The organism is Paracoccus aeridis, from assembly GCF_004923205.2.
GTDB classification, from domain to species: domain Bacteria; phylum Pseudomonadota; class Alphaproteobacteria; order Rhodobacterales; family Rhodobacteraceae; genus Paracoccus; species Paracoccus aeridis.
Genome location: NZ_SELD02000018.1, coordinates 421663 through 433049, shown reverse-complemented (window position 1 = coordinate 433049; position 11387 = coordinate 421663). Strand labels below are relative to the sequence as shown.

Below are 11387 nucleotides of genomic sequence, written 5' to 3'. Positions count from 1 at the left end.
GAAACCTTAAGTAGGGGACCTGCGCAGGTGAGAGGTTCCCCATGGACGGATCGGTTGTCGAGGTCGTGACGCTGGACGACGACCGCGCGTCGAAGGACACGGCCCTGACCCGCGAGGCGCTGTGGTCCCGGATCCGGGCCGAGGCGGCGGGCGTGGTCCAGAACGAGCCGCTGCTTGGGTCGCTGATCCACGCAGGCCTGCTGCACCACGAGACGTTCCAGGCCGCGCTCGCCTATCGCTTCTCGCTCAAGCTCGCGTCCAACGAGATGAGCGAGCAGATCCTGCGCGAGATTGCGGACCACGCCCATGCGCGCGAGCCGGCGCTCGCGGCGGCAGGGCAGGCGGACCTGGTGGCGGTGTTCCAGCGCGACCCGGCGTGTCACCGGCTGATGCAGCCGATGCTGTTCTTCAAGGGGTTTCAGGCGCTTCAGGCCTACCGGATCGCGCACTGGCTGTGGGACAACGGCCGGCGTGACATGGCGTATTTCGTGCAGATGCGCTGCTCGGAGGTGTTCGGCGTGGACATCCATCCGGGCGCCCGGATCGGGACCGGGGTGATGATCGACCACGCCCATTCGATCGTGATCGGGGAGACCGCGGTGGTCGGCAACGACGTGTCGATGCTGCATTCCGTGACGCTGGGCGGCACCGGCAAGGAAGACGGCGACCGCCATCCCAAGATCGAGGACGGGGTGATGATCGGCGCGGGCGCGAAGGTCCTGGGCAACATCCGGGTGGGCCACCACAGCCGCATCGCAGCTGGGTCGGTCGTCCTGTCGGACGTGCCGTGCTGCAAGACCGTCGCGGGGGTGCCCGCGCGGGTCGTGGGCGACGCGGGCTGCGACATGCCGTCGACGTCGATGGACCAGCTGCTGAAGGACTGAGACTGACGGACTAGGCCGCCGGCATTGCGGCCCAGCGTTCGGCGTCGCGCCCGGCGAGGTCGGAGAGGTGGGCGAGGCCCGCATCCTCGGCCATCCGGTCCAGCTCGCGTGCGATGCGCGGCGCGAGCGACAGGCCCTGGTAGATCAGCGCCGAATAGATCTGCACGGCGGTCGCGCCTGCGGCGATCTTGTCCCACGCCTGCTGCGGGCTGCCGATGCCGCCGACGCCGATGATCGGCAGGCGGCCCCTGGTCAGCAGGTGGAGTCTGGCCAGCACCCGGGTCGAGCGGTCGAACAGCGGCGCGCCGGACAGGCCGCCGGTTTCCGTCGCGTGCGCGTCGGTCAGCCCGGCCCGCGACAGGGTGGTGTTGGTGGCGATCAGGCCATCGACGCCGCTGTCGAGCACGACGGCCGCCAGTTCCGTGAGCGCGGTGTCGTCCATGTCGGGGGCGATCTTGACGAACACGGGCGGCCGCGCGCCCGCACCTTCCCGCGCGGCGATCACGCCCGAGAGGAGCGCGGCGAGCGCCTGCGCGCCCTGCAGGTCGCGCAGCTTCTCGGTGTTGGGGGAGCTGACGTTGACGGTCAGGAAATCGGCGAACGGCGCGCAGGCGCGCGTCACCTCGGCGAAGTCGGCGGCGCGGTCGGCGCTGTCCTTGTTGGCGCCGATGTTGAGGCCCACGGGCACGTCGCCGCGCCTGCGGGCGGAAAGCCGGTCCCGGATCGCGCCGGCGCCTTCGTTGTTGAAGCCGAAGCGGTTGATGATGGCGCGGTCGGCGGACAGCCGGAACAGGCGCGGCTGCGGGTTGCCGGGCTGGGGGCGCGGGGTGGCGGCGCCCACCTCGACGAAGCCGAAGCCGGCGCGGGTCAGCGCGTCCACCGCGCGCGCGTTCTTGTCATAGCCCGCGGCGAGGCCCACGGGGTTGGGCAGGTCCAGCCCCGCGAGGGTCGTGCGAAGGCGCGGCGAGGTGACTGGCGCGCCGGGCAGCGGCACCAGCCCGCGTGCGAGGAGCGTCAGCGACAGGTCGTGCGCGCGCTCGGGCGGCAGGCGGTGGAGGGCAGCGACCCCCAGGCGTTCGACCGGGTTCATGCGAGCGGTCCGGTGTCGTGGGTGCCGTCGGCGTCAAGCGCCACGGGTCGGTCGAAGCGTACGTCGGACAGCCGCAGCACGCGGTAGAGATGGGGAAAGAGCGCGCCCCCGCGGGACGGCTCCCACCGGAGGGCGTCGCCCAACGCATCGGCATCGCACGCGATGAGGTGCAGGCCGGCTTCGCCCGCAAAGTGGCGGCGCAGCGTTTCGGGCAGTTGCGGCGCGGTGGAGAAGTGGACGAAGCCGTCGGCCACGTCCACCGGCGCGCCGGCGCTTTCGCCGTGCGCGCGCAGCTGGGCCCATTCCCCGGCCCGCAGGATCTTGTAGATCATCATGGCGCGGTTGTGCGGCGCATCGCCGGGGTGGTCAAGCGCGCGGCGGTCCCGACTGTCACAATGGGGATGCGGCGGCTATGGTAGGGGGTGTCCTTCCAGGCCAGTCCGACAGGAGCCATCATGTCCCGCACCATGTCCCCGATCGTCCGCATGTCCCTTCGCACGATGTCGTGCAGCGCCGCCGCGCTTGCGCTGTCGGCGGGGCTCGCCCATGCCGAGTTCAGGCTGCACGTCCTTCACACCAACGATTTCCACAGCCGCGTCGAGCCGGTCAACAAGTACGACAGCACCTGCGACGCGGAGACCCAGGCGAAGAACGAGTGCTTCGGCGGCTCGGCCCGGCTCGCGACCGCGATCGCCCGGGTCCGCGCGGAGGCGGAGGCGAAGGGCGAGCCGGTGATCCTGCTGGATGCGGGCGACCAGTATCAGGGATCGCTGTTCTATTCGACCTACAAGGGCAAGGATACGGTCGAGCTGATGGGCCGCCTCGGCTACGATGCGATGACGGTCGGCAACCACGAATTCGACGACGGCCCCGAGGGGCTGGCCGTGTTGCTGGACGGGGTCGACTTCCCGGTCGTGTCGACCAACATCGACGTGTCGCAGTCGAACGTGCTGAAGGGCAAGCTGCCGAAGACCGCGGTGCTGGACGCGGGCGGCGAGAAGATCGGGATCGTCGGCCTCACCACGACCGAGACGACGCAGATCGCCTCGCCCGGCCCTTCGGTCGTCTTCCAGGACGAGGCAGAAAGCCTGGCCGCCGCCGCGGCCGACCTGGCCGCGCAGGGGGTGAACAAGATCATCGCCCTGACGCACGTGGGTTATGACCGCGACCAGGAAATGGCCAGGGTCGCGGGTGTCGACGCGGTCGTCGGCGGGCACACGCATACCTATCTGAAGACCGGGGACGAGGATGCGGCGGGCGACTATCCGACGATGGTCGCGGGCGAGGGCGGGGCGCAGGTGCCGGTCGTGCAGGCGGGGACCGCCGGGCGCTATCTCGGCCATCTCGTGCTGACCTTCGACGACGCCGGCAACGTCACCGCAGCCGAGGGCGAGCCGATCCTGCTGGATGCGAGCATCCCCGAGGACGAGGGCGTGAAGGCGCGCGTGGCGGAGCTCGCGAAGCCGCTCGAGGAGCTGCGCCAGCGGCAGGTCGCGCAGCTTGCCGTGCCCATCGGCGCCGACCGCGACCAGTGCCGCGCGCGCGAGTGCGAGATGGGCAGCGTCGTCGCCGACGCCATGCTGGAACGGGTTCGCAACCAGGGCGTCACCATCGCGATCCAGAACGGCGGCGGGCTGCGCGCCGCGATCGATGCGGGTCCGGTGACCATGGGCGAGGTGATCAGCGTCCTGCCGTTCCAGAACACGCTCGCCACCTTCCGACTGCCCGGTGCGGACGTGGTCGCCGCGCTGGAAAACGGCGCGAGCCAGTACGAGGAAGGCGCGGGGCGCTTTGCCCAGGTCGCGGGGCTGAAGTACACCGTCGATCCGGCCGCCGCGGAGGGCAGCCGGATTTCCGACGTGATGGTGCGTGACGGCGACGGATGGGTGCCGATCGACCCCGCCGCGACCTACGGCGTCGTGTCGAACAACTACATGCGCAACGGTGGAGACGGCTACACCGCCTTCGCGACGAAGGCGACCGACGTCTACGACTTCGGTCCCGATCTCGCCGACGTGCTGGCCGAGTATCTCGCCGCCAAGGGCCCGGAGTTCGCGCCCGCGCTGGACGGGCGCATCACGGTGCGCTGACCGCCGGACAGGTCGCTGGTCGGGGGCTCAGCCCTCGATCAGCGCGACGTTCTTGCGGGCGTGATGGCGGCCGAGCTTGCGGCCGGTGCGCCCGCTCACGACGGGGCGGGCGGGCGGATCGCGCGGGACGCCGGTTTCGGCGAGTTCGGGGAACAGGCGCATGATCTCGCGCCGGGCGCCGCTGTCCAGCGACTTCATCGCCTCCGGCCCGGCATAGAGCGATTCCGTCCAGGCGCCGTTCGACTGGACCAGCTCGTGCCCATCGAACAGCATGTGCCAATAGGTGACGCTCGATCCGTCGCGCACCACCTTGATCCCCTCGATGTCGGTCAGGTGCTTGGCTGCGACCAGCACCTGCCATTCGCCGCTGAGCTTGCGGGTCAGGTCGGACTGGACCAGCACCCGGTGCTGCGGCGACACGGTCAGGTCGGTTTCCGGCAGCCCCTTCCCCAGCGCGCCGGCCCGGATGCGGATCGGGCGAAGCGCGGGGTTCAGGTCGAGCGCCGCCGCGTCCAGCGTCTTCGACCCGATCCAGCGGATCCGGCGCATCCCGTTGTCGCGGGTGCAGACGAGGTCGTCGCGCTCCAGCGTCTCGATCCGGCGATCGCCGCTGTCGCAGGCGATCAGCGTGCCGGTGGTGAAGCAGGGCACGTTGTCCTCGCCCAGGACGGCGGGGCTGTGGCTGTAGGGCCGAAAGGCTTCGCCGCCCATGACCCAGCCGTCCTTTCGCCAGGTGTATTCCGCGTTCGGGTCGAACACCGGCAAGGTGGTGTTGCCCTCGGCGTCGGTTTGCGGCACGGCAAAGACGAACACCGAGCTGAGATCGCCCAGCTGCACCGATGTCGGGTAGATGCCGTCGAACGTGATCCGGCAGGGCACCGTCAGCATGAACATGTTGCCCGTCTTCTGTCCCTCGGGACCCAGCTGTTCGAAGATGCCGCCGTCGAACAGGCTGATCCGCAGACCTGCCGGGTAAAGCGTACCGCCCAGCATCGTGTCCTGCGCGAGCGACTGCGTCGGATCGTCGGCGTAGGATTCGGGAAGCACCAGATGGTGGTCCAGTGTCTCGAAGTAGTCGTCCTCGTCCGCGATCGCGGTCTTGGTCACCGTCGCGTCGCTGGCCAGGAAACTGCTGCGGTAGAACGGCGTGAGCGACGGCGCGCCTATATCGCGGCCGACGGGCCCCGGCTCGGGGAAGGTCAGGGTGGTGATGTACTGTATGCCGCCGGCCATTGTGCCTGTCCCCTGCTCTGGCCATTCCGGCCGCTTTCCGCGGGAAACTGGGGCGGTCTGGTTAACAAGTCGTTAACGCGTCGAAGTGCGGCCAGATTTTTCCCGGCCTTGTGGCTGGGTTTCCGCGCTCCGGCCGCTGGCGAGCCGGGCCACGGCGGCGGCCACGGCCCGGTCGCGGTCCGTTTCCGGCCCGTTCGCACCCGGGCGATAGCGCAGGCGGAACGCGGCCAGCCGCGTCGCCGCATCGACCTGCGGGTAACCGATCCGGTCGAGACTGTCCCCAAGCGGCGGCGGCTCGGGCGCGTCGTCCGCTTCCACGGGCCACAGCGCCAGGCCGGCGCGGGCGAGCCGGCGCCAGTCGAAGCGCGGGCCGGGGTCGATCTTGCGGCCCGGCGCCATGTCGGAATGGCCGATCACCCCCTCGGGCCCGATGTTCCAGCGATCCATGATCCCCGGCAGCAGCCGCTCCAGCCCCGCCATCTGCGCGGCGGGAAACGGGCGGTCGCCGGGGTTCACGATCTCGATGCCGATGGAGTGGGAGTTCACGTCGCCCCGCCCGCGCCACGATCCGGCACCCGCGTGCCACGCGCGCCGATCCTCGGCCACCAGCGCCTCGGCGGTGCCGTCCTCCAGCAGAAGCCAGTGCGCCGAGACCTCGGCCGCCGGGTCGCACAGCCGCGCGCGGGCAGAGGCGGCGTCCGCCATGCCGGTATAATGCAGGACGATCAGGTCAGGCCGCTGTGTTCCCCGACGCTCTCCGTGGTTCGGGGAAGGCCACGTCAATTTGCGGCGGAGCGGTAGCGCGCCGGATCCCAGCCGCAGACGAAGCCGTCACCGTCGGGGTCGAGCCCCAGCGGATCGACTGCCGGGCCGCCCTGGGCGAGGAACGCGGCCTGCGCGGCGGCAGGGTCGGGGTATGCGGCGCAGGACTGCGGGCTGGCATCTACGGCGCCGTAGCCCACCGGGCGGGCGTAGACGCGGGTGCCGGGGGTCTGCGTGTTGGCGCGGGCATAGGCGTCCAGCGTGGGCGCGGACCGGACCACGGCGACGGGTGCCGCGGCCACCGGGGCCACCGCGACCGTGCCCGGACCCCTCATCACCGGCGTGACTGCCACGGGCGTCACCACCACGGCCTTGCCCGCCACGGCCTTCCCGTTCGCGACCGGCGCCGTCGCCAGGACCGGCTCGGTTGGGTAGGGGTCGATCGCGGGCGCGCCCGCCGGGCGGCGGACCTTCGCGAGCGTCGCCTCGGGCACCGGGCGCAGCGAGTGGCCCGCGATCTGCTCGGGCGTGGGCGCCTTCACCGGCAGCGTGACGGGGACGATCCGCGGCGGTTCCCCGCGCCGTCCCATCAGCGCGCTTTCCCGCGTCCGCAGATAGTCGCCATAGGGGGTCGCGTTGGCGCGGTAGTTCGGGTTCCAGCCGCTGTTCTCGCCGCAGGCGGCCAGCACGAGGACGGGGACCAGGGCCGGGATCAGGATCGTTCGACGCATCACTCTCTCCTCGCGCTCGGGGCGCAGCTCGGGGTTCAGCCTACCACCAGCGTTTCGGTTTCGCAGAGAACCCGGCCGCCTTTTCCAGCACCGCGCCGTGGTTCAGAAGGTTGCCCTCGTCCCACGGGCGGCCGATCAGCTGCAGGCCCAGCGGCAGGCCCTGGCTGTTCAGCCCGACCGGCACCGACAGGCCCGGCAGCCCGGCGAGGTTCACCGTCACGGTGAACACGTCGTTGAGATACATCTCGACCGGGTCCGCGTCCTGCATCGAGCCCAGCGGGAACGCGGCCGAGGGCGTCGTGGGCGTCAGGATCGTGTCGATGCCGCCCGCGAACGCCTCGTCGAAGTCGCGCTTGATCAGCGCGCGGACCTTGCGCGCGAGGTTGTAGTAGGCGTCATAGAAGCCCGCCGACAGCACGTAGGTGCCGATCATCACGCGGCGCTGCACCTCGGGGCCGAAGCCCTCGGCGCGGGTGCGTTCGTACATCTCGGTCACGCCGTCGCCCGCGTGCAGCGCGGCGCGGCGGCCGTAGCGCACCCCGTCGTAGCGGGCGAGGTTCGAGGACGCCTCGGCCGGGGCGATCACGTAATAGGCGGGCAGCGCGTATTTCGTGTGCGGCAAGCTGATGTCGACGATCTCGGCGCCCGCGTCGCGCAGCATCTCGGCGCCCTGCTTCCACAGCGCGTCGATTTCGGGCGACATGCCGTCCATCCGGTATTCGCGCGGGATGCCGATGCGCCTGCCCCGGATGTCGCCGGTCAGCGCCGCCTCGTAGTCGGGCACCGGCCGGTCGGCCGAGGTCGAATCCTTCGGATCGACGGACGCCATCGCGCCCAGCATGATCGCCGCGTCGCGGACCGTCCGCGTCATCGGCCCGGCCTGGTCGAGCGAGGATGCGAACGCGATCGTCCCCCAGCGCGACACCCGGCCGTAGGTCGGCTTCAGCCCGACGATGCCGGTGAAGGCGGCGGGCTGGCGGATCGAGCCGCCGGTGTCGGTGCCGGTCGCGGCAAGGCACAGGTCGGCGGCCACGGCGGCGGCAGACCCGCCCGACGATCCGCCGGGCGTGAGCGGCGCGTCGCCGGACTTCCACGGGTTCACGGCGTTCCCGTAGACGCTGGTCTCGTTCGACGAGCCCATCGCGAACTCGTCCATGTTAAGCTTGCCCAGCATCACCGCGCCGGCGTCGAACAGGTTCTGCGTCACGGTGGATTCGTATTCGGGCAGGAACCCTTCGAGGATCCGCGACGCCGCCTGCGAGGCCACGCCCCGCGTGCAGAACAGGTCCTTGATCCCGACCGGGATCCCGCACATGGACGGCGCGTCGCCCGCGCGCAGGCGCTGGTCCGCGGCCTCGGCCTGCGCCAGCGCGATGTCGGGGGTGTGGTGGACGAAGGCGTTCAGCGGCGACCCCGCGTCGATCGCCGACAGGCAGGCGTGGGTCAGGTCGGTCGCGGTCACGTCGCCCGCGCGCAGGCGGTCGCGCGCCTCGGCGATGGTCAGCTGCTGCAGGCTCATTCCACCACCTTCGGCACGGCAAAGAACCCCTCGCGCGCGTCCGGGGCGTTGCGCAGGATGCGGATCTGCATGTCGCCGTCGGTGACGACATCCTCGCGCCGCTTCAGGCGCATCGGCTCGACGCCCGTCATCGGCTCGACGCCCGTCACGTCGACCTCGTTCAGCTGCTCCATGAAATGCAGGATGCCGTTCAGCTCGGCGGCAAGCGCCGGCAGCGCCTCGTCCTGAACCGCGATCCGCGCCAGATGCGCGACCTTGCGGGCCTCGGAGGGGTCAATCGACATTCGGTTTTCCTTTCGCTTGGCCCGCGTTTACCGTCCGGTGCGACACCCTGCAAGCCGCTGGCCCGACTGGAAGCGGCGCGGCCCGGACCCGGAAGGAGCGAACGATGAAACTTGTCTGGCTCGGCCACGGAAGCTGGCGCATCGAGATCGAGCGCGCGGTGATCCTGATCGACCCGTGGCTGGACGGGAACCCGTCGATGCCCGAGGACCGCCACGACGAGGCCGTTGCGGGCGCGACCCACATCCTCGTCACCCACGGCCATTTCGACCACACCGGGGACGTGCCGCGGCTTTCGAAGAAGCTGGGCGTACCGGTGTTCGGGATCTTCGACCTGATGACGTGGTGGACGAACAGCGAAGGGATCGAAGCCACCGGCTTCAACCGGGGCGGGACGGTCGACCTGAACGGCGCGAAGGTGACGATGGTCGCCGCCAGCCACTCCTCCTCGTCCGAGGGGCGGCACGGCCAGCCGGTCTATACGGGCGCCGAGGCGGGCTACATGATCGCGGGCGAGGGGCACGTCATTTATTTCAGCGGCGACACCGACATCATGGCCGACATGGACTGGATGGGCGACCTGCACCGGCCCGACATCGGGATCCTGAGCGCGGGCGGCCACTTCACCATGGACATGGCCCGCGCGGCCTACGCGGCAAAACGCTATTTCGACTTCAGGACCGTGATCCCGAGCCATTACCGCAGCTTCCCGATGCTCGCGGCCGACGCGGGGCCCCTGCGCGACGGCCTCCCGGGTGTTGAGGTGATCGAGCCCGAGCTGCTGCGAGCGATCGAGATCGGGCCCCGGGCATGACCGGGGCGAGGCTGCTGCCGGGCGGTCCCGACCCCGACCTGGCCGAGGTCGACGCCGCCTGCCACTGCGGCGCGGTGCGGCTGCGGCTGCGGCTGTCGGACGGGCTGCGCACGGCGCGGCGCTGCGACTGTTCCTTCTGCCGGATGCGCGGCGCGGTCGCGGTCAGCGCGCCCCTGGACGGGATCACGATCGTCGCGGGTGCGGAGCAGCTGGCCGAATACCGCTTCAACACCCGGACGGCGGTGCATCACTTCTGCAGGGTCTGCGGCATCTACACCCACCACCAGCGCCGCTCGAACCCGGACGAATACGGCGTCAACGTGGCGATCCTGAAGGACGTGAGCCCGTTCGACTTTGCCGAGATCCCGGTCGGGAACGGCCGCTGCCACCCGTCGGACGGGGGCGGCGGGCAGGCGGGGACGCTGACCTACCGGCCGGCGCCGGCGTGACATCCGACGGCGCGGATGCTCTCGCGCCACGGCTCACGCGCGGGCGATCGCGTTTGCGCGCCCTGCCATGATGCGACAGCGTATGCGCGGGCGGAGTAGTGCAAGTCCGGCGTGCACGGGCCCGTATCTCGGCCGCTGTGCGGGCAGGATGCGGCGCCCGTCCGCGCGACCCTGACGGGCCGCTCAGCCGCGACCCTGATCCGCCGCGAAGATCGCCCCCAGCCGCGCGGCCTCCTCGGCCAGCCCGTAGGGCGGGTTGATGACGAACATCCCCGATCCCACCATCCCGTGCCCGGCCTTCGCCGGCGGGAACCGCACCTCGGACGACAGCGCCTGCGGGTGCGCCGCGGCCAGCGCGCGCACCATCGCCGCCTGCCGCTCGTCGGTCAGGATCGGGTACCACAGCGCGATCACGCCGACGTTCCACTTGCGCGCCAGCTTGCCGATGATGGCGGGAATGCGGTCGTAGTCGGCCTTCACCTCGTAGCTCGGGTCGATCAGCAGCATTCCGCGCCGCGGCGTGGGCGGCAGAAGGGCGTTCGCCATCTCGAACCCGTCCTGCCGGTGCAGGTGGGCAAAGCCCGCGACCCCGGCCAGCGCCGCGTGTTCCCGCGGGTGCAGTTCCGCGAGATGCGCGACGTCGCCCGGCCGCAGGAAATGCGCGGCGATCAGCGGCGATCCGGGATAGGCCGCCGCGCCATGCCGGGTCCGTACCGCGTCCAGCGCGCCCAGCAGGGGATGACCGTGCGGCAGCCAGCCGCGATCCAGCGCGCGGACGATTCCGGCCCCGGCCTCTCCCGTCCGCAGCGCCTCGGGGGCGTGCAGGTCGTAAAGGCCGCGGCCCGCGTGCGTCTCGACATAGGTGAGGGGCTTGTCCTTGGACGCCAGCCGCTCCAGCGCGACTGCCAGCAGCGCGTGCTTGTGCAGGTCCGCCGCGTTCCCGGCATGATAGCTGTGCTGGTAGGACAACATCCGCGACGCATAGCGCGCCGGGCAAGGCGAAGGGAAGCCGGGGAAAAGAAGCGGCGGCGCCAGGAGGGGGAGGAGGAGAGGCGCCGCCGCACAACGCTGGCCCAGGGAGGAGGAGGGGCCGCGTATGGGGTGCGATGACGGCCGGGGAGGAGATGGCCGGCATCGCTGACGATGACCCCGGGGAGGAGGAGGGGCCGTCGTATTCCGTTTCCCGCCGCGAAGGGCGGGAGGGAAGGCGGCGGCCCTGGGAGGAGGAGCGGGCCGCCGCCTGATCCGCGTCGATCCGGGGAGGAGGATCGGATCGTCGCGTATGGAGTTGGCGGCATCCCCGAGGAGGGAGGAGGGGATGCCGCCCGAGCCTGAACCCCCAGGGAGGAGGAAAGGGGCCAGGTAACCTGTCGGCCCTTCCGGGCCCCGCCCGCCCTTCCGTCTGCTGACATCCGGCGCGTTCGTCTTGGGCAATAGATGAGCCATTTGCTGCAGGTGCACAATGGCGGAAAACGCCTACGAGCCATGCGCTGTGTGCATGGAACAAGTTCCCGCATTACGTGTGATGACGCT

12 protein-coding genes are annotated in these 11387 nt (G+C 70.8%); 4 read left to right on the top strand and 8 right to left on the bottom strand.

Annotated features, from left to right (window positions below; translation table 11 throughout):
* Window positions 1-41: 41 nt before the first annotated feature.
* Entirely contained in the window at window positions 42-884 is an 843-nt protein-coding gene (gene cysE / locus ELI80_RS08825; protein WP_136650715.1) for a serine O-acetyltransferase, read from the top strand.
* Between the two features lie 10 nt (window positions 885-894).
* Here the strand turns inward: cysE and ELI80_RS08820 are convergent, their stop codons facing one another.
* Together ELI80_RS08820 and ELI80_RS08815 are read right to left on the bottom strand one after the other, a co-directional pair.
* Window positions 895-1974 carry a quinone-dependent dihydroorotate dehydrogenase gene (locus tag ELI80_RS08820; protein WP_136650714.1) on the bottom strand — a complete coding sequence of 360 codons (1080 nt, stop codon included), beginning with the start codon at window positions 1972-1974 and terminating at the stop codon, window positions 895-897.
* Complete coding sequence (locus tag ELI80_RS08815) at window positions 1971-2309, bottom strand: DUF952 domain-containing protein (RefSeq protein WP_136650713.1); 339 nt, start codon at window positions 2307-2309, stop codon at window positions 1971-1973. Before ELI80_RS08815 ends, ELI80_RS08820 begins: the two co-directional genes overlap by 4 nt.
* A gap of 150 nt (window positions 2310-2459) precedes the next feature.
* On the opposite strand from ELI80_RS08815, the gene ELI80_RS08810 reads away from it, so the two are divergent.
* Window positions 2460-4064 carry a bifunctional metallophosphatase/5'-nucleotidase gene (locus tag ELI80_RS08810; protein ID WP_136650790.1) on the top strand — a complete coding sequence of 535 codons (1605 nt, stop codon included), beginning with the start codon at window positions 2460-2462 and terminating at the stop codon, window positions 4062-4064.
* Window positions 4065-4091: 27 nt separating this feature from the next.
* On the opposite strand, the gene ELI80_RS16415 is transcribed toward ELI80_RS08810, so the two are convergent.
* From ELI80_RS16415 to gatC, 5 genes are all read right to left on the bottom strand, one after another.
* A complete protein-coding gene (locus ELI80_RS16415; RefSeq protein ID WP_236641394.1) occupies window positions 4092-5297 on the bottom strand; it encodes a Hint domain-containing protein in 1206 nt (401 codons plus the stop codon).
* Between the two features lie 72 nt (window positions 5298-5369).
* Window positions 5370-6002 carry an N-acetylmuramoyl-L-alanine amidase gene (locus ELI80_RS08800; RefSeq protein WP_136650712.1) on the bottom strand — a complete coding sequence of 211 codons (633 nt, stop codon included), beginning with the start codon at window positions 6000-6002 and terminating at the stop codon, window positions 5370-5372.
* Between the two features lie 74 nt (window positions 6003-6076).
* The gene (locus tag ELI80_RS08795; protein ID WP_136650711.1) at window positions 6077-6790 is read right to left on the bottom strand and encodes a hypothetical protein; all 714 of its coding nucleotides are present in this window, start codon (window positions 6788-6790) and stop codon (window positions 6077-6079) included.
* Window positions 6791-6830: 40 nt separating this feature from the next.
* The gene (gatA, locus tag ELI80_RS08790; RefSeq protein WP_136650710.1) at window positions 6831-8309 is read right to left on the bottom strand and encodes an Asp-tRNA(Asn)/Glu-tRNA(Gln) amidotransferase subunit GatA; all 1479 of its coding nucleotides are present in this window, start codon (window positions 8307-8309) and stop codon (window positions 6831-6833) included.
* On the bottom strand, window positions 8306-8593 hold the full coding sequence (gene gatC, locus ELI80_RS08785) for an Asp-tRNA(Asn)/Glu-tRNA(Gln) amidotransferase subunit GatC (protein WP_136650709.1): 288 nt from the start codon (window positions 8591-8593) through the stop codon (window positions 8306-8308). Before gatC ends, gatA begins: the two co-directional genes overlap by 4 nt.
* A gap of 104 nt (window positions 8594-8697) precedes the next feature.
* Here gatC and ELI80_RS08780 point away from each other — a divergent pair, with 104 nt between their 5' ends.
* Both ELI80_RS08780 and ELI80_RS08775 read left to right on the top strand, forming a co-directional pair.
* Window positions 8698-9405 carry a metal-dependent hydrolase gene (locus ELI80_RS08780; RefSeq protein WP_136650708.1) on the top strand — a complete coding sequence of 236 codons (708 nt, stop codon included), beginning with the start codon at window positions 8698-8700 and terminating at the stop codon, window positions 9403-9405.
* Window positions 9402-9854, top strand: a complete 453-nt coding sequence (locus tag ELI80_RS08775; protein WP_201740588.1) for a GFA family protein — start codon at window positions 9402-9404, stop codon at window positions 9852-9854. The genes ELI80_RS08780 and ELI80_RS08775 overlap by 4 nt, the downstream gene beginning before the upstream one ends.
* A gap of 183 nt (window positions 9855-10037) precedes the next feature.
* Here ELI80_RS08775 and rlmJ read toward each other — a convergent pair whose 3' ends face one another.
* A complete protein-coding gene (gene rlmJ / locus ELI80_RS08770; RefSeq protein WP_136650707.1) occupies window positions 10038-10826 on the bottom strand; it encodes a 23S rRNA (adenine(2030)-N(6))-methyltransferase RlmJ in 789 nt (262 codons plus the stop codon).
* Window positions 10827-11387: the final 561 nt, after the last annotated feature.